Consider the following 24,363-nt stretch of genomic DNA (forward strand, 5'->3'; position numbering starts at 1 on the left):
GGGGTTGAAATTCAGATATGCATTCCGCCATCCGCCATCAGCACGCTGCCGGTGGTGAAGCTGCTCTGGTCGGAGGCGAGGAACATCACGGCGCGAGCAATCTCTTCAGCCTGCCCGTGGCGGCCAAGCGGAATGATGCTGTCCAGCAGCTTGGTGCCGTCGCGACCAGTCGCTGCGGTGATGCCCTTCTCGATATCGAGCTGGAAGCCGTTGTCAATCGGCCCCGGCGCAATCACGTTGCACCGGATGCGGCGCGGTGCGGCCTCCTTGGCCACCGTGCGCATCAAGCCGATCACCGCATGTTTGGATGTGGCATAGGCACAGATGCCGGGATCGCTGGTCACGCCGACCACGCTGGCGGTGATCAGGATACTGCCGCCGTCATTCATCTGCGGCAAGCCGTATTTGCAGGCCAGAAACGAGGCCCGTACGTTCACGGCCATTACCGCATCGAACACATCTTCCGGATAATCCGTCACCGGCCTGATCACGCCGCTGATTCCGGCATTGCTGAACAGCACGTCGATTTTCCCCCAGCGCTGCACGGTCGCGCCGATATACCCCTGCGTCGCTGCGCTGTCAGCCACATCGGCCGCACAGGTCGCCACACGATCCGCCGGCGCGCCCAGAGCAGCCACCGCCTTGTCCAGCGCCGCCGCCTCGCGGTCGACCAGCATGACGCGGGCGCCTTCACGTAGAAAATCCTTTGCACTGGCCAGGCCAATGCTGCCGGCCGCACCGGTTACGATACAGATCTTGCCGTCCATCATGCCCATGGCTGCCGGCCTCAGATCGGATAATGGCCGGGCTGGGTCTCGATGGTGATCCAGCGCAGATCGGTGAATTCCTCCACCCCGGCCTTGCCACCAAAGCGACCATAGCCGGAGGCCTTCATGCCGCCGAACGGCATCTGCGCCTCGTCATGCACGGTGGGGCCGTTGACATGGCAGATACCGCTTTGAATGCGCCTGGCCACGCCCATCGCCCGGGCAACGTCGCGGCTGAAGACAGCCGCGGCAAGGCCGTATTCGGTATCATTGGCAACCTGGATAGCCGCGTCGTCGCCCCTGGTGCGCACCACACAGACCACCGGGCCGAAGGATTCCTCGTGATAGATGCTCATGTCGGGCGTCACGTGATCCAGCACGGCAGCATCCATGATCGCGCCTTCGGCGCGGCCACCGGCCACCATACGGGCGCCTTTCGCCGTGGCATCGGCGATCAGGTCCTGTACGCGCTTCACCGCTTCGACGCTTACTACAGCGCCGAGCGGCGTATTGCCCTTATGTGGATCGCCGGCGACCAGGGTGGCGGCTTTGGCAGCGAACTTGGCCACAAAATCATCGGCAATCTTCTCATCGACCACCAGGCGTTCGGTCGACATGCAGATCTGGCCCTGGTTCATAAAGGCCCCGAAGGCGGCTGCCTTCACCGCCTCGTCGAGATCGGCATCGTCGAGCACCAGCATCGGCGCCTTGCCGCCCAACTCCAGCAGCACCGGCTTGAGGTAGCGCGCCGCCGTCTGGGCGATGATACGGCCCACCTTGGTCGAGCCGGTGAAATTGACGCGACGCACCGCCGGATGAGCGATCAGCGCCTCGACAATCGCGCCGGCATCGGCCGGCGCATTGGTCACCACATTGATCACGCCGGCCGGGAATCCGGCATCGACCAGGCATTCGGCGATCAGGCGATGCGTGCCCGGGCAGATTTCTGACGCTTTCAGCACGACGGTATTGCCGCAGGCCAGTGGCAGGGCCAGGGCGCGCGTACCGAGGATCACCGGTGCATTCCACGGCGCGATGCCGAGTACAACACCGGCCGCCTGCCGCGTCGCCATCGCGATGCAGCCCGGCTTGTCAGACGGAATGACTTCGCCGCCAATCTGGGTGGTCATGGCGGCGGCCTCGCGCAGCATGCCGGCCGCCAGATGCACGTTGAACCCGGCCCAGCCCCCGGTGGCGCCGATTTCGGCCGCCATGCAGGCGATGAAGTCGGGCGTCCGCGCCACCAGCGCATCGGCGGCCTTCAGCAGCAGGCTGCGCCGCGCATTCGGCCCCAGCGCGGACCAGGCCGGAAAGGCTTTTGCTGCGGCATCGGCAGCCGCAATCGCATCCGCAACATCGGCGGCGGCGGCCCGGCTGGCCACACTGCCGTTCAGAGGATTATGCCGTTCGAAGGTGCGCCCCTTGGCGGCTGGAACTGTCTTGCCGTCAATCAGCAGATCGATCTGGAACATGCTGCAATCTCCGTTTCGTAAAAGCGTACAATCAGGGAACCGCCCGCGCAGCCCCCAGATAGGCGTTCTGCACTGCGGGATCGTTCTGCAGTGCCGTCGCACTGCCCTGGCCGACAATGCGGCCGTTCTCGATCAGGTAGCCGCGATCAGCGATGGCCAAACTGCGTTTGGCATTCTGCTCGACCAGCAGCACACCGATTCCGGCCTGCTGGATGCGGGTCAGCGCGCTGAACAACTCGCCGCACATCAGCGGAGAAAGACCGAGCGAAGGCTCGTCCAGCAACAGAATATCGGGCGCCGACATCAGGGCCCGGCCAATCGCCACCATCTGCTGTTCGCCGCCGCTCATGGTCCGCGCCGCCTGCGTCATACGCTCGGCCAGACGCGGAAACAGCATCAGCACGCGCTCCAGATTGGCCGCCTCACCCGCCCGGGCGCGCCGGGCATAGGCACCCAGCATGAGATTCTCGCGCACGGTCAGATCGCCGAAAATGCCCCGGCCTTCGGGCACCAGCGCCAGGCCGGCCTCGACGATGTCATGGGCCGGTAATCTGGTCAGGTCGCGACCCGATAGCATGACGCGGGCGCCCGGCGCAGCGGGCTGGATCGCGGCGATCGCCTTCAGCAGCGAGGTCTTGCCACTGCCATTGGCGCCCAGGATAACGACGATCTCGGAGGTCGCGACGCTGAGCGCGACATTGTCGACGGCACGATGCTTGCCATAGGAGACGGACAGATCGGCGACCTCAAGCATCGCTGTCCCCCAGATAGGCACGGATGACTTCGGGCTCGGCCAGCACGCCGGCCGCCGTCCCTTCGGCGATCTTGCGGCCGGTATTCATGACCACGCAACGGTCGCAGAGCGAGCGGATCGCATCCATGACATGTTCGACCATCAGGATGGCGATACCGTCGCCACGCAACGCGCGAACCAGTTCTATGCCCTGCAGCAGTTCCGTGGGGTTGAGGCCGGCGAGCCACTCGTCGAGCAACAGCAGTTTGGGCTGTAAGGCCAGAGCGCGCGCCAGCTCCAGCCGCTTCTGGTCGATATAGGTCAGTTCCGAAACCATGGTGTTGCCACGACCGTTCAGGCCCACGCGTTCCAGCAGGCTGTCAGCGCTCCGCGCGGCCTCGGTGCCCCAGGCGCTGCGCGTGCCGAAGGCCAGCCCGGCCAGCACATTCTCGCGGCAGGTCATCGAACCCAGCACGCGGACCAGCTGGAAGGTGCGCGCCACGCCTCGTCGGGCAATCTTGTATGGCGCCAAGCCCTGAATGGCATGGCCGTGCAGCGTAACACTGCCGTCATCAGGCTTGAGGGCACCGGAAATCAGATTCAGCACGGTGGTCTTGCCAGAGCCATTCGGCCCCAGCAGGCCGACAATCTCGCCCGGCCCGACGGTGAGATCGACATTGTCGACGGCAACCAGGCCGCCGAAGCGCCGGGTCAGACCCTGCACGGCCAGCAGCGGAATGGGATGCGTCATGGCCGCTTCCCCCTGCCGAAACCGCGGATGCCGGCTCGCCCCTGTTCCAGCAGGCCGGCAATGCCGTTCGGGATCGCATAGACGATCAGCATGAAGGCCAGACCGATCAGGATGCTGAAATGATTCGGGAAGTTGGCCAGCAGGAATTCGAACAGCAGGCTGAGCGGAATGACACCCAACAGCGGGCCATACAGCCGGTGCACACCACCCAGCAGCGCCATGATCAGCACTTGGAAAGACGTCACCGGATTGAAGGCGATGGCCGGATCGATATAGGTCCAGCGCGGCGCCATCACCGCCCCCGCCAGCGTCATGAACGCGGCGCTGAGCACGAAGAGCGAGACTTTCGCCATCGTGGTGTTGATGCCGACATGACGGGCGACCATTTCGTCGTCACCGATCACGCGCAGGGCAAGCCCCAGCCGCGACCGCCGGATCAGGATTCCAGCCAGGAAAACCAGCCCCGCCAGGGCCAGAAGCTGCCAATAAATCTGGTTGGTGGTGATGTCGACAAAGACATAGCGGCCAAGCGTGCGGGTCTTGTTGACCTCGAACCAGGTCACCAGCTGGCGCACCAGTTCGGCTAGGCCGAAGGTGAAGATGACAAAATAGACACCGGACAGCCGCAGCGTGGCGAAACCAACGGCCAGGGCCAGCAAGACACCAATGGCCAGGGCGATCAGCAGCACCAGCGGCCAGGCCAGAACTTCGCCCAGAACCGCCACGGTATAGGCCCCGATGCCGAAGAAGGCGACCGTGGCCAGCGAGACATAGCGTGTGGGGCCCGAGAACAGCGCCCAGGCGGTGGCCAGCACCGTGTAGTTCAGAATGCTGATGGCCAGGGACAGCCGGTAGCCATCGGCCACCAGCGGCACGCAGGCCAGCAGAGCGATGACGGCAATCGCCCCGATGATGCGGACGGACAGCGACTGCATCACCGGTTGCTCCGGCCGAACAGGCCCTGCGGGCGCACCAGCAGGACGAGCAGGAAGATCGCGTAGGTGGCGGCGAGCGTCAGTCCCGGATCGATCCAGGTGGCGACGAAAGTTTCAGTGAGACCAAGGATCAGGCCGGCGACCAATGCGCCCAGCATATTCCCTACTCCACCCATGATGACGATGATCAGCGCTTTCATGGTGAAGACCACGCCGATATTGGCATTGAAGGTCAGGAACATCGAAACCAGCACACCACCAGCCGCCACCAGGGCACCGCCCACAGCAAAGGCGATGGCAGCAGCCATGCGGACATCGATGGCAACCAGCTGGGCGGCCACCGGATCGACCGCCACGGCCCGCAGGGCCGTACCGGCCCGGGTGCGGGTCATCGCCAGATAGAGCGCGAGGCCGATCACGGCAGCAAAGCCGAGTGCCAGCAGACGGTTGGCGGCAATGGTGACGCCGAAGACATTCACTGGAATGGCCAGGAAGGAATAGCTGTAATAGGCACCGCCGAAGAGTACGAGCATGACGCCCTGCACCACGAACAGCAGGCCGAAGGTGGCGAGGATACTGTCGACCTCCAGCGCATCGCGGGTCTTGGCCCGACGCACCAGCGGCACCAGCAGGATACGGTAGATCAGCCAACTGACGCCCAGCGCCAGCGGCACAATGATGAACAGGCCGAGTAGAGGATTGAGGCCGGCCGCCGTGAACAGCCAGAAGACGGCAAAGGATGCGGCGACCAGGATTTCGCCGTAAGACAGATTCATGATGCGCGCGACGCCGTACTGGAGCGTCAGCCCCATGGCCACCAGCGCATACATGCCGCCGAGCGTAATACCCGTCAGCAGGGCCTCAACAAACATGGACTGTAACCTTTAAACGCAGAAAATCAGGCGCGGCGGCATGAACCGCCGCGCCCGCTCAGATCACTTCCAGGGTGCTTTCGGCATGACCATCGGGCTGGTGCCCGGGCCCGCCGGCGCCACGCCGGTGAAGACGCCGTTCTGCCACTGGCCTATATAGGCAAAAGTCCCCTTCGGCGGCATGTTGTCGACCAGCTTGAACTTGCCCAGCACGGTGTCGAAGGTGCCGGTCTGCAGTTCCTTGATGATCGCCTCACGGTCGATCTTGCCGACGCGTTCGACTGCCTGCTCCAGCATCTGCAGCGACACATAGCCGAGCTGGCTGCCCCAGTAGTCCGGATCGCGGTTATGCATGGCGACATGCTTCTTGCGATACTCCATGGTGCCCTGGTTCTTCGGATCCCAGCCACCCAGCGTCATGATGCCTTCGGCATTGGCGCCAAAGCGCTGCGGGAACAGCGGGAAAGCCGTACCCACGCCGGTGAACATCACCTTCGGCGCATAGCTGGCGACCTTGGCCTGGTCGTTCAGCGCCACCGTATCCGGCGGATAGCTGAAGGCGATGAAGGTATCGGCCCCCGAGCGCTGGGCTTCGCTGATCAGCGGCGACATGTCCTGGGTGCCGACCGGATAGCTCTTGTCGACCACCAGTTTGAAGCCGGCCTTGGTGAAGCCGTCACGAGCCGCCTTCGACAGGTCGATGCCGAAACCATCGGCCACGCTCAGCATGGCGATGTTGCTGTTGATTTTGCCATCCTTCTGCTGCTTGGCCAGCAGTTCGACCAGGGCGTCGATATACTGCACGCTGGTGCCGAGGAACCAGAAGCTGTTCGGCCAGCGCTTGGCCAGTTCGACGGCGCGATCGGTGACGGCGCTGAAGGTCAACTGCGGATAGCCGTATTTGTTGAAGACTGGGCCGACCGCCAGGTTCAGGCCGGTACCCCAGGGCGGCAACAGCAGATCCACCTTGTCCTGGGTGATCAGGCGTTCGACTGCGCGCACGGCTTCTTCGGAATTGGAGCGATCGTCGTATTCGATCACTTCCACCGGCACGCGCTTGCCGCCGACCATCAGGCCGCCCTTGTCATTCAGTTCCTTGACCCAGAGCTGATAGTTCGGAATCTGCGTGATATTCGCACCGCCGGCATTCGGGCCGGTCTTGGAAATCGCATAACCGATCTTGATCTTGTCCTGCGCAAGCGCCGGCTGGAAAACCGCGCCGAGCAGGCCAACAGCCATCGTCGCCGCCAGCAGGCGGATTTTGTTTTTGGTCATTTATTCCTCCCTAGCGATGTCCGGCGTCGCCAGCGGCAGACACCCGGTCACCTGTCGTGCCGTCATGCTGAACACCAGCATGCCGACCGTGCCGCGAGACTACGCGCGGCCCCGGCGCATATCTTGCCTGAGAAGGAACCTGATTTTATCCCAGAGTGAACCGCCTCTGGTGCCCACGCTCCGTGCTGCGATGCAGCAAACTGCCGATCACCCAAATGAATCAACGGATCATGCGATTATTGCGATCCGCGTGCTTTCCGTCTTAACGCCGCACGGCCTTCAGGGTTAAACTGGCAGAAAGTTGGAAGTCCAACGAAGGGGAGGACAGTGAGCGCCATCGCGGTGGTTTCCACATCGCAGGTCGCGCCGGCCGACAGGCTGGCGCTGTGGGGCGATTTCGTCGGGCGGCATATCGGCCACCTGCAATCCGATACTTTTGGCGATCAGACGTTCGACGGGCGACTGGAACTCGGCGATATCGGCGGCATGAAGCTGTGCCGCATCGTCGCCGGCCGCCATCGCGTGGTCCGTACGCCGAACCTGATCCGCCATGATGACCGCGGCTACGTAAAGATTGTCGCCCAGATCGAAGGCGCCGGCCGCTTTGAGCAGAATGGCCGCAAGCTGGTGCTGACGCCCGGCGAGTGGAGCATGTATGACACGACCAAGACCTATATCGTGTCGAACCCCGAACCGATCAACCAGCTGGCCCTGCTGCTGCCACGGGACCGCCTGACCCGCGTGGGCGTCAATCTTGATGAGATGTCGGTTCAGCGCTTTTCCGGCCGCAGCGGCGTCAGCCGCCTGGTCTTCGACCTGCTGTCCTCGGCCTTTGCCGAACTGCCCACCCTCACCGGACCGAATAACGGCTGGGAATTCGCCGACACGATGTCGAACCTCGTGCGGCTCACCATGCTGGACCGGCAAGGCCGGCCCACTGAAGAAGCGCTGCAGGAAACCACCCGCGACCGGGTGAAAGCCTTTGTCGCCGCCAACCTGCAGGACCCGATGCTGTCGATCGAACGCATCGCCGAGGCCGTGGGCTGCAGCAAGCGCAACCTGCACAAGCTCTTTGCCCGCGAAGACGAAACCCTGAACAGCTATATCTGGAACAGCCGGCTGGAACGCGTGCGCCAGGACCTGTCCAACGGCGCGCTGCGGCATCGCTCGATCACCGACATTGCCTTTGCCTGGGGCTTCAATTCGTCCACGCATTTCAGCCGCAGCTTCCGCGACCGCTTCGGCGTGGCGCCGCGCGCCTACCGGACGATGATCTGATCTAACGACCGACTGCGATTCCTTCGCGGCGCGGGTCGGCGCCACCGATCAGGCCATCGGGCCGCACTTCGATTCCCTGCAGGCCACTGTTCAACTCGCCCAGCGTCACCTTGTGGCCCCGTTGGCGCATGGCATCGGCAAGGCCGGCTGCCGCCGTATCCTTTTCCAGTTCCAGGCCGACATTACGGTCCAGGTAATGCGGCAGGCTGATCGCCTGCTGGATATCCAGATTCCAGTCCAGCACACCGATCACGGTTTGCGCGACATAGCCGAGGATGCGGCTGCCACCCGGCGAGCCGACCACCAGTCGCAGCGAACCATCAGCATTGAACACGATGGTTGGCGCCATCGAACTGCGCGGTCGCTTGCCCGGCTCGATGCGGTTGGCGACCGGGCGGCCATTCTCTTCCGCATCAGCGGAGAAATCGGTCAGCTGATTGTTGAGGATGAAACCACGCACCATCTGGCGTGAACCGAAGACATTCTCGATCGTCACCGTCATCGCCACAGCATTGCGCTGGGCATCCACTGTAGAGACATGGGTTGTGGACGGCAGTTCGATGGCATTGTCACGACCGAACAGCAGGCCATGGCGTGTCGGCGGATTGCCCGCTGCGGCAGGATCGACACTGCCCCGCTGCGGATCCAGCAGCCGGGCACGGCCGGCAATGTAGCCGCGCTCGGTCATCCCGCTGAGTGGCATCTGCACGAAATCCGGGTCGCCCACATAGAGGTCGCGGTCGGCATAGGCGAGCCGTTCGGCCTGCGCCACCAGATGCACGGCGTCGGGTGACAACGGCGCCAGCTGCGACAGGTCGAAATGCCCAAGGATGCCCAGCGCCTGCAGCATGTTCACACTGGAGGATGGCGGCGGCATGGTGCAGACCCGGTAGACCCGATAGGGCGCGCAGACCGGGTCGCGCTCCTTGGCGCGGTAGCCGGACAGATCCTCCAGTGTCATGCCGCCGGGATTGCCCGGAGCAGTCCGTACGGCCGCCACAATATCGGCGGCGATCTCGCCGGTATAGAAAGTCTGTGCGCCCTCGCGGGCGATGCGCCGGAAGGTTTCGGCCAGCGGCGGGTTGACCAGCAGGCTGCCGACCGGCTTCGGATTGCCGTCCGGCCGATAGAACAGGTCGCGCGCCTGGAGAGAGTTCTGGAAACTGGTATTCTGCCGCAGCAGCTCGTAGAGCCTTGGCGAAACCGGAAAACCGGCTTCCGCCAGCGCGATGGCCGGCTGGAACAGATCGGCCCAGGGCAGCTTTCCGTATTCGCCGTGCACCTGCTCAAACAGCCGCAGCATGCCCGGCACGCCTACCGAGGCGCCGCCAACCACGACATCCATAAAGCGTTTGCGATCGCCGGCCGCATCGTAAAACAGCCGCCGGTCGACTCCTGCCGGCGCCGTCTCGCGGCCATCGAAGCTGCGCAGTTTTTTCTGCGCAGCATCCCAGATCACCATGAAACCGCCGCCGCCGATGCCCGCCGATTGCGGCTCGACCAGATTGAGCACCAGCGCCGTGGCAATCGCGGCGTCGACCGCCGAGCCGCCCCTGGCCAGGATAGCCGCACCCGCTTCGGCAGCATGAGGATTGGCAGCGGCCGTCATATACTGGCTGGCACGCACCGCCGGCTTTTCCGTGCGGCCGGTGGCGGCTTCGGGTGCGATGCCGTCAAAGTTCTTGGGCGCCGGCTGGGCAAACGCAGCGGTGGCAAATGCCATCGCCACAAAGCCGGTCGCCAGACGCAGGAGCAGAACCACGCTCAGTCTCCGGTGGCCGCAGACGGCAGGGCAGCCAGCGACACCCGCACGCGGTTGCGGCCCGATGACTTGGCGGCATAGAGCGCGCCATCGGCCCGGTCAATCGCATCCTGCACATCGCGGTCTTCTTCGCGCAGCACCGTGCAGCCGAGACTGATGGTCAGCGACAGCGACTGGTTCCCATCGACCTGCACCTGCGTGCTCTCGATCATGCTGCGGGCGCGCTCGGCATAGGCCGCAGCCGCGGCCACATCGCTCTCCATCAGCAGAATGACAAATTCCTCGCCACCGAAGCGTGCAACCAGATCGGTGTCGCGGGCTGCCGCCTGCAGCTTGGTGGCAACTTCGCGGATCGCTGCGTCGCCGGCCGCATGCCCGTAGGTATCGTTGACTTTCTTGAAATGGTCGATGTCGGCCACGACGATGGCGAGGTTGCGCCCGTAACGGCGGACGAAGGCCACCTGGCGCTCGGCAGCCGACAGGAAGGCGCGGCGATTCAGCAGGCCGGTCAGCGGGTCGGTCTCGGCCAGCAGGCGCAGGCGCTCGATATCGAGCGACAGCTCGCGCGTCTCGGCCGCATGGCTTTCGGCATCGCGTTCGGCCGCTGCACGCTGCTGCTCGGCCTGCCCCACGCGGCGCAGCAGCGAACGCAGCGCCTGCGACAGATGCACCACTTCAAGCGCCCCGCCGACGCGCGGCAGGGTATGGACGCCTGCATCGCGGCCGATCCTGTCGGCCTCCCGGGTGATTTCATGAATCGGCCGGGTCAGACGGCCAGCCATCCACCAGGCGAAGAACAGGCCGATAATGCTCAGGACGATGCCCGTAACAAGGATCGAGCTCACCAGGCTACGAACAGGAGCATTGGCCACATCGGTTGGCAGTCGCGCCACCACCAGCCAGCCAAGGCCGGGATAATCGCGATACCCACGACCAACAGCGTAGCCGGTCAGCCATTGATCGGCATCCGAACCATAGGCCAGCCCCGAGCCCGACGGCGTGGTGCGGATCATGGCAAGCTGCTCGGGGGTCAGCGTCATTGTATTGAGCTGCCGGCCGAGCAGAACCTTGCCCCTCTCATCCAGGATGCTGACATCGGCCGCGGCAAATTGACTTTCCGCCGTCAGCAGCGAGCGGCGCACATCCGTTGCCCAGTCCCAGCTTAAATGCGCGCCCAGCACGCCGATGACGTCACCGGTGGCGTTACGCACCGGATAGGCGACATCGACAAAGCGGAAGGGTTCGGCATCGGTACGCGGGCCCAGCAGCTTCGCCAGCAGCAACGCTTCATGCACATCGCCGACGAAAGGCTTGACGAGACCACTGGTGAACCAGGGGCGCTGGGCCACGGATTGCCCGACCAGCATATCCTTGGTGGCCGCCACCACGGTGCCATCCGTGCGGGCGAAGCCGATCCAGGCATAATCGGGAAAACTCTGCTGCAGGCGGTCGAGGATGTTCTGCAGGGCAGCGGGATCGTTCTCCCAGACATTTCGCAGAACATCGAGATCGGCGATGGTGCCGATCTCGCGATACCGCTCGGCCATGCCGAGATCGAGCCGTCCGGCCAGCACCACCGCCAGTTCGGTGAGTTCGCTGCGCACCATCGTGGAAACCAGGCCGCGACCAAGCCAGGCCGCGCTGATCGTCGCACCCAGCACAAGCAGCAGGGCAAGCGTTGCCGTCGCCAGCGCGACCTGCGCCCGGATCGTTATACCGTCAAGCAATTTCCGAAACTGCACGGCGACAGGCCCGCTTTCCGGCGGCCAACCGCCACCGGAATTGATTTTCGTCCGGTTTGCGCCCTAAATCAACGCAGAACGCATACCACCTTAGGCGCCGTAGAGACCCTTATACTGGTCGCGCAGCAGGTTCTTCTGCACCTTGCCCATGGTGTTGCGCGGCAGGTCGTCGACGAAAAACACGCGCTTGGGCAGCTTGAACTTGGCCAGCCGGCCATCCAGTGCCTTCAGCACGCCGGCTTCGTCCAGCTTGTGGCCTTTTTCTGCCACGATCACCGCTGTGACGCCTTCGCCGAAATCGGGATGCTGCAAGCCGATCACGGCCGATTCGATCACGCCCGGCATGGCATCCAGTTCGGTTTCGACTTCCTTCGGATAAACATTGTAGCCGCCGGAAATGATCAGGTCCTTGCCGCGGCCAACGATATGCACATAACCGCGCGCGTCGATCTTGCCGAGATCGCCGGTGATGAAGAAGCCGTCGGCCTTGAACTCGGCCGCGGTCTTTTCCGGCATGCGCCAGTAGCCCTGGAACACATTCGGACCCTTCACCTCGATCATGCCGATCTCGTCGCGGCCGAGCAGCTTGCCAGTTTCCGGATCGGCGATGCGCGCCTCCACGCCGGGCAGCGGGAAACCCACCGTGCCGGCGATGCGTTCGCCATCGTAGGGGTTGGAGGTGTTCATGTTGGTCTCGGTCATGCCGTAGCGCTCGAGGATGCGGTGGCCGGTGCGGGCCTCCCATTCGCGATGCGTATCGGCCAGCAGCGGCGCCGAGCCCGAGACGAACAGGCGGATATGCCGGACCAGATCTTTCGTCAGCGCCGGGCTCTGCAGCAGGCGCACATAGAAGGTCGGCACCCCCATCATGCTGGTGGCGCGCGGCAGCTGGCGGATCACCTCGTCACCATCGAACTTCGACAGGAAGATCATCGAGGCGCCGGACAGCAGGATCACATTGCTGGCGACAAAAAGTCCGTGCGTATGGAAGATCGGCAGAGCATGCAGCAGCACATCCTTCGCCGTGAAGCGCCAGTAGTCCACCAGCGTCGCGGCATTGGAGAACAGGTTGCGATGGCTGAGCATCGCGCCTTTCGAACGGCCGGTGGTGCCCGAGGTGTAGAGGATGGCCGCCAGGTCGTCGGCCTTGCGCGGCACCGGCGTGAAGTCGGCCGACGCGGCATTGGCCTTGTCCATCAGGCTGCCGTCGCCCTTGCCGCCCAGGGTCAGGCAATGGGCGACCCCGAGCCTCGAGGCCAGCGGTGCCAGTTCCTTTTCGGCGGACGGACGACAGACGACGATGCGCGGCTCGGCATCGCCGATGAAGTATTCCAGCTCGGTCAGCGTGTAGCCGACATTGAGCGGCAGATAGACGCCACCGGCCGCCACCACGCCCAGATACAGGATCAGCGCTTCGGCCGACTTGTCGACCTGCACGGCCACGCGGTCGCCCGGCTGCAGACCCAGCGCGGTCAGCGTGTTGGCGATCCTTGCGGCCAGCGCAAAGGTATCGGCATAGCTGAAGATCCGGCCCTCGCCGGTTTCCATAAAGGTCTTGGCCGGGTCGGTCACCCGGGCACGAATCAGGCTGTACAGATTCTCGGACATGGCTTTTTTTGCGCGTTTCCTGTGGGACGATTATCCGTACTAAATCGCCCTCACCCCGGTCCGCGCAAGCCCCGGCCGGTCGCTGCCAGCCTGTTCAATACGTTTTAATCCGGGTCAGGAAACCGCCGTCTCCAGTTGATCGGGGGCCAGCAGCCGGTAACCGACACCCAGCTCGGTCTGGATGTAGGTTGGATGGGCCGGATCGCGCTCGATACGCTGGCGCAGCTTGCGCATGAAAATGCGAAGATAGTGCACATCCTCGGCATGCTCGTCGCCCCAGACCTCGCGCAGCAGCTGCTCATGCGTGACCACCTTGCCGGGATGGCGGGCCAGATGCTGCAACAGGCCATACTGCTTCGGCGTCAGCTTGACCTCGGCGCCCTCCACCACCACGCGGCGACGCGCCAGATCGACGGCCAGGCCGCCGACCTCCAGAACCGGCTCGTCGGCCGTGGCCGGGGCACGGCGCAACACGGCATTCAGGCGAGCGAGGAATTCGGCGATGCTGAACGGCTTGGTCAGGTAGTCGTCGGCGCCGCATTCGAAGGCGCGCACCTTGTCCATCTCGCGGTTGCGCACGGTCAGCACAATGACCGGCAGCCAGCTCCATTCGCGCAGGCGGCGCAGCACGTCCAGACCGTCCTGGTCGCCCAGTTGCATGTCCAGCACCACCAGGCTGACATCCGTCTTGGCCAGCAGTTCCAGCGCCTCGGCGCCGCTGGCGGCCTCGATCACATCGAAATCATGCAGCGCCAGCGCCGTGCGCAAAAAACGCCGGATCTGGGTTTCGTCATCGACAATAAGAATTCTGCGCGGATCCGTCATGCGGCTTCCCCTTCATCGGCAAGCGTCAGAGTTTTGGCAGGCGGCATGCCAATATGGAAGATGGCGCCTTCATCGGCGCCCCGGCTTTCCGCCCAGATTTCGCAGCCCGCCGCTTCCACGAAAGCGCGGCTGACCATCAGCCCCAGTCCGTTGCCGGCAACATGGCCCGATGCGGCATCGGTGCGATAGAACGGCGCGAAAACGCGCTCGATCTCGTGATGCTGCAGGCCGATGCCGGCATCCTGCACGCTCAGCACCACCCGGTCACCCTGCAGGGCGCCGCGCACATGGATCGGCGAGCCGGGTCGGGAATATTTCGCCGCATTCTCGAGGATATTCACCAGCGCCTGCTCGATCAGGACAGGATCGGTCTCGACCATCGGCAATTCCAGCAGGCCGCTGGACTCGACGCTGTGCCGCACCAGGGCTTTCTGCGCCTGGCGGAGCGCCGCATTGGCGATGTCGGCAACATCCACCGCCTCTACATGCGGGGTCAGCCGACCGGCCCGGATACGGGTGAGGTCGAGCATGCGGCGAATATAACGCTCCAGGCGTTCGGCCTCCTCGCGAATGGTGGATTGCAGTTCGGCGCGGGTGGCGTCGTCGCAGAGCGGGCCGAATTTCTCCAGTGTCGTCACCGAGCCGAGGATGGAAGCCAGCGGCGTGTGCAGATCGTGGCTGATCGAGCCCAGAACGGCTTCGCGCAGGTCTTCCGCTTTCGCCAGCACCCGGGTTTCTTCCACCGACAGGGCCAGCCGCATGCGCGCCAGCGCCGAACCGGCCTGCTCCATCATCGCCGCAATCGTCAGGGGATCCAGATTGGTTGTCGGCGCCGCGGCCAGCCGCACCAGACCCAGCGGCACGCCGCCGCTGCGCAGGGTGTAATGCAGATCGTCATCCTCGGCGCCGGAATGAACCCGTCGCCAGATTTCCTGCACCCCGGCATCCGGGCTGGTATCGCCAAAGGCGCCTGCTTCGGCGATCCGCACCAGTCCACCCTGCTGTTCGGCATAGAGTGACAGCGCACTGCCGATGCCGGTGCTCAGTTCCTCCGCCAGAACACGCGGCGTCTCGGTCGGGTCGACGACGGCGCCGATGCGGCGATTGAAGGCGAGAAGGTATTTGATGGTTGCCTCCCGCTCACGCGAGGCGCTGGCGGCACGGCGGGCGAAATCAGCCAGTTGGCTTGAAACCACGGCGACGCCGGCAAACACAGCGAGGTCGGCATATTCCTGCGGGTCGGTGACGGGAATGGTGAAGGGTTCATAGAACAGGTAGGAGCTGGCGATCAGGGCGGCCAGGGCCGCGACCAGGGACGGAACAATGCCGCCGAAAATGGCGGCTGCCAGGATGGCCGGCACAAACAGGATCGATGCCGAGAAGCTGATGGCCTGATGCAGCAGATAGGCGACCAGAGCCGTCAGCATGACCAGCGCCATGGCCAGCACCGACTGCAGCGCAAGCCGACCCGCCCGCGTCCTGGCGGGGGCTTCGGCAGCGGTCAGGGCAGCCAGAGGGAAAACCATGGCTGATTATCCCACAGGGCGCTGGCCGGTACAGGCCCCAGATCGGGCCTGCGTCAATTGATGCAGGCCAGCTGGGCCGGGCCAAGCTGTGCCATGCGCGCCTGCAGGATGCCGGTCCGGCGCTGGACATAGGCACCGGGCGATGCGGCATTCCAGCGGTTCGGACTGGGCAGGATGGCGGCCAGCCGGGCCGCCTGCTGGTCGCTCAGCCGGGCCGGAGCCTGGCCGAAATGGGCCTCCGCCGCGACTCCGACCCCGAACAGCCCCGGCCCCATTTCGGCAATATTGAGGTAAACCTCGATGATCCGCCGCTTCGGCCAGAATGCGTCCAGCGCCAGAGCCAATGGCGCCTCCAGAGCCTTGCGGACAAAGCCGCCACCGGGCCAGAGGAACAGGTTGCGGGCCACCTGCATCGGGATGGTGCTGGCACCGCGCAGCCGGCCGGTCTCCTCGTAATCCTCCAGGGCATCCTGCACGGCGCCCAGATCGATGCCGTTATGCAGGCAGAAGCGGCTGTCCTCGGCACCGATCACCGCCCGGGCCAGCGCCGGCGCCACGGCCGACAGCGGCACCGGGCGGTAGCGGACCCATGCCCCGCGCTCGGCGCTGCGGATCAGCATCAGCGGCGTGACCGGCGGGTCGACGAACCGATAGAGCAGCAGGCCGCCACCCCAGAACACGGCCAGGGCCAGCAGCAGGAATAACAGCAGGCGGATCAGGACTCTCATGGGGCAAGCAGACCGTGGGATTTGGGGCGATGACAACCCCTGGGCGGGATATTCAATCGGGTGGACAGTCAGCCCGGCGCGGGCTTAACTGGCCGGAACGGGGAGAAAACGTTTCATGCTGCAAGGCAGTGCCATCCTGCTGCTGTCGCTGGGCTATCTGGGGCTGCTGTTCGCCATTGCCCATCTTGGCGACAGACTCGGCCCGCGCTGGTATGCCGGCCGCAGCGGAGCCACCATTTACGCCCTGTCCCTGGCGATCTACTGCACCTCCTGGACCTTCTACGGCTCGGTCGGTCGCGCCGCCCTGTCCGGCCCCGATTTCATCCTGATCTATGTCGGCCCGATCCTGGCCATCACGTTGGCCTATCCGGCGATGTCCAAGATGATCGGCATCGCCAAGAAGCAGAACGTCACCTCGATCGCCGACTTCATCGGCTCGCGCTACGGCAAGAGCCGCGCCGTCGCCGTGCTGGTCACGCTGATCGCGGTGATCGGCGTGCTGCCCTATATCTCGCTGCAGATGCAGGCGGTCAGCGTCACCTTCGAAGTGCTGGTCGGCAGCGACATGGCGCAGCTGCTCAATGCCAGCCTGCCGCCGCCCTGGCGCGATACCGCCATGTTCGTCGCCGGCATCATGGGACTCTTCACGATCCTGTTCGGCGTGCGCCACGTGCAGGCGACCGAACAGCATCGCGGCATGATGCTGGCGATTGCCTTCGAATCTCTGGTCAAGCTCGCCGCCTTCCTCGCCGTCGGCCTGTTCGTCATCTACGGCCTGTTCGATGGAGGCAGCGATCTGCTCGCGCGCGTAAAAGACGCCCCCGGTCTGGCCGACCGCCTGGGCAGCGGCCTGGGCAGCAACTGGATCGTGATGACCATCCTGTCGGGCTTCGCTTTCCTCTGCCTGCCGCGCCAGTTCCATGTTGCTGTGGTGGAAAACGGACACCCGAACCAGCTGAAAGCGGCACGCTGGCTCTTCCCGCTGTACCTCGTCATCATCAACCTGTTCGTGGTGCCGATTGCCGCCGCCGGCCTGCTGCTGACACAGACCGGCACCAACCCCGACTTCTTCGTGCTGACCCTGCCGATGATGGCCGACCAGCTGGCGCTGTCGGTTTTCGTCTTCATCGGCGGCCTGTCGGCGGCAACCTCGATGGTGATTGTCGCCTGCATGGCGCTGTCGATCATGGTCTCGAACGAACTGGTCACGCCTTTCCTGCTGCGTTCGCGCGCCGGCGGTTCGCGCGAGGTCGGCCAGATCGTGCTGAACGTGCGCCGCACCGCCGTGATCCTGATCCTGATCGCGGCCTACATCTACCACACCTGGATCGCCGGCTACCTGCCGCTCGCCTCCATCGGCATGATCTCCTTCTGCGCGGTGGGCAATTTCGCGCCGCCGCTGCTGCTGGGCCTGTACTGGCGGCGCGCCCATCGCTACGGCGTCATCGGCGGCCTGCTCGCCGGCTTCGCTGTCTGGATTTATGCCCTGCTGCTGCCCTCCATCGAGGGCGCGGCGACCGGCCGCCCGGTGGTGGCGCCGCTCACGGCCCTGCTGCCAGCACCGTTCAACGGCTTCGATTTCATCCTGCAGGGCTTTGTCGTCGGCGTCATCGCCAACACCCTGCTGCTGGTCGGCATTTCGTTGCTGTCGCGGCCCAACCGCCACGACCAGGAACAGGCCGATATCTTCGTGTCCGGCGGCGAAGGCCTCCCCGCGCCCGCCATGGCGGAAGATGGTCAGGATCCACGGATCGACGAACTGCGAGCCCTGGCCTCGCGCTTCATCGGCGCCGAACGTGCCGAACGCGCCTTCGCCGGCCGCCGCATGAATCCGGCCGAAGCCATGGCCTTCACCGAACATTTGCTGGGCGGCGCCATCGGTGCCGCCTCGGCCCGCATCGTGATGGCCTCGGCACGCGGCAAGAACCTGCTCAGTCCGCGCGCCGCCCGCGCCATGCTGGGCGAGGCATCGGAGGCGATCCGCCATAACCTTGACCTGCTGCGTACCACGCTCGACCATATCAGCCAGGGCATCGGCGTGTTCGACCGCGCGCAGAAACTGGCCGCCTGGAACGACCGCTTCTTCGATCTGCTGGGCCTGCCCGCCAATCTGGCCGAGAATGGCGTGCCGCTGCCCACGCTGGTGGGTGATGGCGCATCGGACCTCGCGGCCATGCTGGCCTCCGGCGCCAGCGGATCCCGCATCCTCGAACGTCGCCGGCCCGATGGCAAGGTGATCGAAATCCGCGTCGATCCGATGCCCGATGGCGGCTTCGTCGCCACCTGTACCGATGTCAGCGAACGCGTGCGCGCGGCAGAAGCTTTGCGCGATTCCGAACGCGCCATCCGCATCTACACCGACAACGTGCCGGTGCTGATCGCCTATGTGGATCGCGAGGAGCGCTACCGGTTCACCAACATGCCGTTCCGCCGCGCCCTCAATCTGCCGCAGCAGCATATCGACGGCCGCACGGTGCGTGAGATGCTGTCGTCCGAACGTTACGAGCGCCTGAAGCCGCATATCGAGGCGGCCTTCAAGGGCCAGCGCCAGAGCTTCGAGACCGAATTCCCCACCAACGACGCCAAGATCGAAATCGCCCAGGGCACCTACATTCCGCACATCGACGAGCGCGGCAACGTGCTCGGCTTCTTCCTGTTGTATCAGGACATCACCGAACGCCGCCGCGCCGATGCCGCGCTGCGCGCCGCCTATGAAGGCCTGGAACGCCGGGTCGCCGAACGTACCGCCGAGTTGCAACTGGCCGTACAGGAGCTGGAAGCCTCGCGTTCCCAGGCTGAGGCCGCCAATCTGGGCAAGACCCGCTTCCTTGCCGCCGCCAGCCATGACCTGCTGCAGCCGCTGCATGCCTCGCGGCTGTTCACCGCCGCCCTGGCCGAGCGCGAGCCGGACAATCCGCTGGTCGGCAAGATCGATCATGGCCTGAGCGCCGTCGAAGCGCTGCTCGATACATTGCTCGACATCTCCAAACTGGATGCCGGCGCCGTGCAGCCGGAAATCCGCCCGGTGGCGCTGAACCCGCTGTTCGACTCGATCACCAGCTTCTTCGCGCCCCTGGCGGCGCGGCGCGGCGTGACGCTGAAAGTCGTGCCGACCAGCGCCACGATCAGCACCGATCCCGCATTGCTACGCCGCGTGCTGCAGAATTTCGTCGCCAATGCCATCCGCTATGCCAGCCCGGAGCGCGCCAACCGCCGCGTGCTGATCGGCTGCCGGCGCCAGGGCCGCCAGATCCGTATCGAGGTCTGCGACAACGGCCTCGGCATTCCGGCCGACAAGCGGCATGTGATCTTCCAGGAATTCGCCCGGCTGGATCATGGCGGCGATGCCGCCGAGCGCGGCCTGGGTCTGGGTCTCGCCATTGTCGAACGTATCGCCCGCATGCTGGACAATCCCATCGGCCTGCATTCCGAACGCGGCCGCGGCTCGATCTTCGGCATCACCGTACCGCGCGCCGCCGTCGAGCCGGCGGAACAGACCCTGCCCGCCGCGCTGCCGCCGATCCCCGCCGGTTCGCTGCGCGGCAGCTTCGTGCTCTGCATCGAGAACGAGGCCGGCGTCCGCGAGGCGATGACCACGCTGCTGGAGGGCTGGTCCTGCCAGATCGCCGCCGTCGGCACCATCGCCGCGGCGCGCCAGGCCGTGGCCGCCGCCGGCCGCAGCCCCGATATCATCCTGGCCGATCTGCATCTCGATGAAGACAGCCCCGATGGCCTGGATGCGATCGCGCAGCTGCGCCGCGACTGGGGCCAGCGCCTGCCCGCCATCCTGATCACCGCCGACCGCAGCCAGGAGACGCGCCATCGCGCCGATGACATGGGCGTCGACGTGCTGCACAAGCCGGTGAAGCCGGCCGCCCTGCGCGCCCTGATCAGCCAGCGCCACCGGCCGGCCGGCACGCTGGCGGAAACCGGCGACTGAGTTTTCTAGAAATCTAGAGCGAGAAGTGCCTGGCCGCGATCACGGCCTGGGTGCGGCTGCGCACGCCGAGCTTCTTGAGGATCGCGGTGACATGCGCCTTCACGGTCGCCTCGCCCACCGAGAGTTCATGAGCGATCTGCTTGTTGAGCTTGCCCTTGCTGAGCAGGGTGAGCACGCGCAGCTGCTGTGGCGTCAGTTCGGCGACGCGGCGGGCGAAATCGTCGGGCATGCTGGCGGCCTCGCCGCCCTCCACTTCGGGCGGCAGCCAGACCTCGCCGTCGAGCACCGACTGCAGGGCACTGGCGATGGTTTCGAGCGCGGCAGACTTGGGCACGAAGGCGGCGGCGCCGAATTCGATGGCGCGGCGCATGATGGCGGGTTCGCGGGTGGACGACACGATGGCGACCGGAATGGCCGGATGGCTGGCGCGCACGGCCGCCAGGCCGGCGAAGCCGTCCATGCCCGGCATGTCGAGATCAAGGATCAGCAGGTCGACGCTGTCGCGGCCGGCCAGCGCAGCCCGCGCGCCATCGAGATCGGCGGCGCCGATGACCTCGACGCCGGTCATCGCCTGGCGCAGGGCCTGGCCCAGCGCCTCGCGCACCAGCGGATGGTCGTCGGCGATGATAATTGTCAGCGCCGGTTCTGTGCCGGCCTTGCCTGCTCCCGTCATGGTTACGACGGTAAACCACTGCCGCTGCGGCAGCAAGCCGAGGCGGGCCTCGACCAAAGAGTCAGCCGAAACGGCGCGCGGCCTGCGGTCCGACAGTCGGGCGCGGCGGCGCCATCCCGGTACACCCGGCCAGGGTGAAGATATCGAAGGGCTGGGCGCGGTAGACGCCGATGGCCCCCTGGGTCCGGAGCCGCGCCGCGAAGCCGGGATCGTCGGAGACCAGTTCGACGACATTGGGCAGCCAGGTCTCGCGCACCAGCCGGGCCTCGGTGCCGAAGGCGGCGGCGATGCTGCGCTCGCCCGACCAGCCGAACGGATAGACGGCGACGACGCGCCCGGCAGAGTCCGGCGGCAGTTCGGCCCGGCGCAGCGTCAGGCCGAAGATCGTCGCCCAGACCAGCAGCACGGCGCCGATAAAGCCGAGCGCCAGCCAGTGCAGGCCCCAGGACAGCACGGGGCGACCGCCGGTCATGGCATCAGGCGGCGGCTGGCGCCACGCGGACCAGCGGGCGTTCGTCAATCGGCCAGTGCACGATGGCCGCAAACACGCCGAGGCCGAGCGAAATCCACCACACGATGTCATAGGAGCCGGTGAGATCGAACAGCCGGCCGCCGAGCCAGACGCCAAGGAAGCCGCCGACCTGGTGGCTGAAGAAGACGATGCCGAACAGCGTGGCCATGTAGCGCGGGCCGAAAATCTGCGCCACCAGGCCGGAGGTGAGCGGCACGGTGGAGAGCCAGAGCAGGCCCATGCAGAAGGCGAAGATCAGCACGCTGACCTGGGTCATCGGCAGCAGCACAAAGACGGCGATCACCACGGCGCGGGCCGCGTAGATGAAGCTGAGCAGGTATTTCTTCGACTGCTTGCCGCCCAGAACGCCGGCCGTATAGGAGCCGACCACATTGGCCAGGCCAACCAGCGCCAGCGCCCAGGCGCCGGTGGCCGGATCGAGGCCGCGATCGACGATATAGGCCGGCAGATGGGTCTGGATGAAGGAGACGTGGAAGCCGCAGACGAAGAAGCCGGAGATCAGCAGCCAGTAGCTTTTCTGGTTACCGGCCTCTTTCAGCGCCTCGCCCAGCGACTGTTTCGGCCCAGTGCCCTCGGGCGCCCGACCGGCCAGCACACTGGACAGCGGCACGATCGCCAGCGCGAACAGGCTGAGCAGCAGCAGCGCGATCTGCCAGCCCCAGGCGGCGATGAAGCCCTGGCTGAGCGGCACCATCAGGAACTGCCCCATCGAACCGGCGGCGGTGCCCAGACCCAGCGCCCAGGAGCGGCGCTCGGGCGACACCATGCGGGCGATGGCGGCCAGCGCCACGGTAAACGACGTGCCGGCCAGGCCCATGCCGAGCAGCACGCCCAGCGTGAGGTTGAGCATCAGCGGCGTGGTGGAATAGGCGGTGAGCGCGATGCCGGCGGCATAGAATATCGCCCCGATGGCCAGCACGCGGCCGGAGCCGTAGCGGTCGGCGATGGCACCGGCAAAGGGCTGGCCGAAACCCCAGAGCACGGTCTGGATGGCGATGCCGAAGGCGAAGGTCTCGCGGCCCCAGCCATTGGCGACGCTGATCGGCTCGAGGAACAGGCCGAAGCCCGAGCGCACGCCGAAATTCAGCAGCGCGATGGTGCAGCCGACGACGATGACCAGCATGGGCGTGCGCCAGGTCAGCAGGGCGGCAGGGGGCATGCTCATCGGACGTCTCTCCTGAACGGTCGTTCTTTGCCAGGCATCGGCTTTACCGAGCAGGCTTTACCGAGCATCTAGGGCGCGCCGCCGCCAGCGGGCAAGTTCAGAATTGTGACCCGACATTACGTCCTGCCGCATCCATTCGGCACTCAAACACCCTTATTCCGGCGCTGCGAGATCCTATCCCGCCCTATTGCGCGCTTATTCGGCGCTATTGGCGGCTTATTCCGTCTTATCCGAGCTTATTTCGCTTCACTCTCGCTCTCCTTGTCCAGCCGTGATACTTATACACGCGAACAAGAACATTATAGCAACATTTGGGCCGAAGGGCGAGTCCCCTTTTCGGGCCGGCCCGACCGGACGACTACACGGATCGCCCGGTGGCCTTTTCGATCTGTTTGGCAGTGCTGTACTGACTGAGCGCGTAGACGGCCCAGAGCGCGGCCGGGATCCAGCCGATCAGGGTGATCTGCAGGATCAGGCAGATGATGCCGGCAATCGGCCGGCCGATGGTGAAGAACAGCAGGAAGGGCAGGAAGATGGCGATCAGCAGGCGCACTTCGGGTCTCCGTCAGGCTTGAGTCGTGCGGCGAGTATAGCAGAGCCCATAGAAAGCCCCTCACCCTCCCGTCGCGCTGCGACGGACCCCTCCCTCTCCCACTTCATGGGAGAGGGTTAGGGGTGAGGGTCTTCACAAACAAAAAACGGCGCGCCGTTGCCAGCGCGCCGCCTTCGGTTCAGCCGAAGCTGAAAGGTCTTACTTGCCGAGGCTGGGATCGATCGCCTTGCAGGCGTCGACCAGGCCCTTCACGGCATTGGCCGAATGCTCAAACATCTTCTGCTCGTCGGCATTGAGCTGGATCTCGACGATCTTCTCCACGCCATTGGCGCCGATCACCACCGGCACGCCGACATACATGCCGGTCTGGCCGTACTTGCCCTTGTCGAGCCAGGCGGCGCAGGGCAGCACCCGGCGCTTGTCCTTCAGGAAGCTCTCGGCCATCTCGATGGCCGACGAGGCCGGCGCATAGAAGGCCGAACCGGTCTTCAGCAGCGCGACGATCTCGGCGCCGCCGTCGCGGGTGCGCTGGATGATCTTGTCGATCTTCTCCTGCGTCGACCAGCCCATCTTGATCAGGTCGGGCACCGGAATGCCGGCCACGGTGGAATAACGGATCAGCGGCACCATGGTGTCGCCATGGCCGCCGAGCACGAAGGCGTTCACGTCGTTGACCGAGACGTTGAACTCTTCAGCGAGGAAGTGACGGAAGCGGGCGCTGTCGAGCACGCCGGCCATGCCGATCACCTTGTTATGCGGCAGGCCGCAGACTTCGCGCAGCACCCAGACCATGGCGTCGAGCGGATTGGTGATGCAGATGACGAAGGCGTTCGGCGCATGCGCCTTGATGCCGGCGCCGACCGCCTGCATGACCTTGATGTTGATGCCGAGCAGGTCGTCGCGGCTCATGCCAGGCTTACGCGCCACACCGGCGGTGACGATGATGACGTCCGAACCGGCGATGTCGGCATAGTCCTGGGTGCCGCGCAGCTTGGCGTCGAAGCCTTCGACGGCGCCGGCCTGGGCCATGTCGAGCGCCTTGCCCTGCGGCAGGCCCTCGACCACGTCGAAGATGGTGATGTCGCCGAGTTCCTTCATGCCGGCCAGCAGGGCCAGGGTGCCACCGATATTGCCGCCGCCGATCAGGGCGATTTTCTTGCGCGCCATAGGGAAATCCTCCGGAAATGCATCGTCTTGGGGTGGGAAATGGTCGGCCCAAGGGGTAG

Annotated in this window: 20 protein-coding genes; 2 read left to right on the top strand and 18 right to left on the bottom strand. The window is 65.2% G+C overall.

Annotated features, from left to right (window positions below):
- Positions 1 to 11 precede the first annotated feature (11 nt).
- The 7 genes from AC1ROB_RS17170 to AC1ROB_RS17200 form a co-directional block, all read right to left on the bottom strand.
- The gene (locus AC1ROB_RS17170) at positions 12 to 776 is read right to left on the bottom strand and encodes an SDR family NAD(P)-dependent oxidoreductase (RefSeq protein WP_492969899.1); all 765 of its coding nucleotides are present in this window, start codon (positions 774 to 776) and stop codon (positions 12 to 14) included.
- A gap of 11 nt (positions 777 to 787) precedes the next feature.
- A complete protein-coding gene (locus AC1ROB_RS17175) occupies positions 788 to 2,239 on the bottom strand; it encodes an aldehyde dehydrogenase (protein WP_492969898.1) in 1,452 nt (483 codons plus the stop codon).
- 31 nt (positions 2,240 to 2,270) lie between these two features.
- Positions 2,271 to 2,993: an ABC transporter ATP-binding protein gene (locus tag AC1ROB_RS17180; protein WP_492969897.1), complete on the bottom strand. Its 723-nt coding sequence runs from the start codon at positions 2,991 to 2,993 to the stop codon at positions 2,271 to 2,273.
- On the bottom strand, positions 2,986 to 3,723 hold the full coding sequence (locus AC1ROB_RS17185) for an ABC transporter ATP-binding protein (RefSeq protein ID WP_492969896.1): 738 nt from the start codon (positions 3,721 to 3,723) through the stop codon (positions 2,986 to 2,988). Before AC1ROB_RS17185 ends, AC1ROB_RS17180 begins: the two co-directional genes overlap by 8 nt.
- A complete protein-coding gene (locus tag AC1ROB_RS17190; protein ID WP_492969895.1) occupies positions 3,720 to 4,658 on the bottom strand; it encodes a branched-chain amino acid ABC transporter permease in 939 nt (312 codons plus the stop codon). Before AC1ROB_RS17190 ends, AC1ROB_RS17185 begins: the two co-directional genes overlap by 4 nt.
- Positions 4,658 to 5,530, bottom strand: a complete 873-nt coding sequence (locus tag AC1ROB_RS17195; protein WP_492969894.1) for a branched-chain amino acid ABC transporter permease — start codon at positions 5,528 to 5,530, stop codon at positions 4,658 to 4,660. Before AC1ROB_RS17195 ends, AC1ROB_RS17190 begins: the two co-directional genes overlap by 1 nt.
- 63 nt (positions 5,531 to 5,593) lie before the next feature.
- A complete protein-coding gene (locus AC1ROB_RS17200) occupies positions 5,594 to 6,805 on the bottom strand; it encodes an amino acid ABC transporter substrate-binding protein (RefSeq protein WP_492969893.1) in 1,212 nt (403 codons plus the stop codon).
- Positions 6,806 to 7,132: 327 nt separating this feature from the next.
- Between AC1ROB_RS17200 and AC1ROB_RS17205 the strand changes: the two genes are divergently transcribed.
- Positions 7,133 to 8,083 carry an AraC-like ligand-binding domain-containing protein gene (locus tag AC1ROB_RS17205; RefSeq protein ID WP_492969892.1) on the top strand — a complete coding sequence of 317 codons (951 nt, stop codon included), beginning with the start codon at positions 7,133 to 7,135 and terminating at the stop codon, positions 8,081 to 8,083.
- 1 nt (position 8,084) lies between these two features.
- Here the strand turns inward: AC1ROB_RS17205 and ggt are convergent, their stop codons facing one another.
- From ggt to mtgA, 6 genes are all read right to left on the bottom strand, one after another.
- Positions 8,085 to 9,845 (bottom strand): gamma-glutamyltransferase, encoded by a 1,761-nt coding sequence (gene ggt / locus AC1ROB_RS17210; protein WP_492969891.1) that lies wholly within the window; start codon positions 9,843 to 9,845, stop codon positions 8,085 to 8,087.
- Positions 9,846 to 9,847: 2 nt separating this feature from the next.
- Positions 9,848 to 11,572, bottom strand: coding sequence for a sensor domain-containing diguanylate cyclase (locus AC1ROB_RS17215; protein WP_492969890.1), 1,725 nt, complete (start codon positions 11,570 to 11,572; stop codon positions 9,848 to 9,850).
- Between the two features lie 105 nt (positions 11,573 to 11,677).
- Positions 11,678 to 13,195, bottom strand: a complete 1,518-nt coding sequence (locus AC1ROB_RS17220) for a malonate--CoA ligase (protein WP_492969889.1) — start codon at positions 13,193 to 13,195, stop codon at positions 11,678 to 11,680.
- A gap of 114 nt (positions 13,196 to 13,309) precedes the next feature.
- Positions 13,310 to 14,020, bottom strand: coding sequence for a response regulator transcription factor (locus AC1ROB_RS17225; protein WP_492969888.1), 711 nt, complete (start codon positions 14,018 to 14,020; stop codon positions 13,310 to 13,312).
- Entirely contained in the window at positions 14,017 to 15,546 is a 1,530-nt protein-coding gene (locus tag AC1ROB_RS17230; RefSeq protein WP_492969887.1) for an ATP-binding protein, read from the bottom strand. Before AC1ROB_RS17230 ends, AC1ROB_RS17225 begins: the two co-directional genes overlap by 4 nt.
- A 53-nt stretch (positions 15,547 to 15,599) precedes the next feature.
- Positions 15,600 to 16,274: a monofunctional biosynthetic peptidoglycan transglycosylase gene (gene mtgA / locus AC1ROB_RS17235; protein ID WP_492969886.1), complete on the bottom strand. Its 675-nt coding sequence runs from the start codon at positions 16,272 to 16,274 to the stop codon at positions 15,600 to 15,602.
- 115 nt (positions 16,275 to 16,389) lie between these two features.
- On the opposite strand from mtgA, the gene AC1ROB_RS17240 reads away from it, so the two are divergent.
- Positions 16,390 to 20,214 (top strand): hybrid sensor histidine kinase/response regulator, encoded by a 3,825-nt coding sequence (locus tag AC1ROB_RS17240; RefSeq protein WP_492969885.1) that lies wholly within the window; start codon positions 16,390 to 16,392, stop codon positions 20,212 to 20,214.
- 13 nt (positions 20,215 to 20,227) lie between these two features.
- Here AC1ROB_RS17240 and AC1ROB_RS17245 read toward each other — a convergent pair whose 3' ends face one another.
- The 5 genes from AC1ROB_RS17245 to mdh form a co-directional block, all read right to left on the bottom strand.
- Positions 20,228 to 20,944, bottom strand: a complete 717-nt coding sequence (locus tag AC1ROB_RS17245) for a response regulator (RefSeq protein ID WP_492969884.1) — start codon at positions 20,942 to 20,944, stop codon at positions 20,228 to 20,230.
- A gap of 4 nt (positions 20,945 to 20,948) precedes the next feature.
- Positions 20,949 to 21,359 carry a hypothetical protein gene (locus tag AC1ROB_RS17250; protein ID WP_492969883.1) on the bottom strand — a complete coding sequence of 137 codons (411 nt, stop codon included), beginning with the start codon at positions 21,357 to 21,359 and terminating at the stop codon, positions 20,949 to 20,951.
- Between the two features lie 4 nt (positions 21,360 to 21,363).
- Positions 21,364 to 22,584 (bottom strand): MFS transporter, encoded by a 1,221-nt coding sequence (locus tag AC1ROB_RS17255; protein WP_492969882.1) that lies wholly within the window; start codon positions 22,582 to 22,584, stop codon positions 21,364 to 21,366.
- Positions 22,585 to 22,942: 358 nt separating this feature from the next.
- Positions 22,943 to 23,137 (bottom strand): YqaE/Pmp3 family membrane protein, encoded by a 195-nt coding sequence (locus tag AC1ROB_RS17260; RefSeq protein WP_492969881.1) that lies wholly within the window; start codon positions 23,135 to 23,137, stop codon positions 22,943 to 22,945.
- A 198-nt stretch (positions 23,138 to 23,335) separates the two neighbouring features.
- Complete coding sequence (gene mdh / locus AC1ROB_RS17265) at positions 23,336 to 24,304, bottom strand: malate dehydrogenase (protein WP_492969880.1); 969 nt, start codon at positions 24,302 to 24,304, stop codon at positions 23,336 to 23,338.
- Positions 24,305 to 24,363 lie beyond the last annotated feature (59 nt).

This window comes from Ferrovibrio sp. GW821-FHT12F09 (assembly GCF_058806775.1).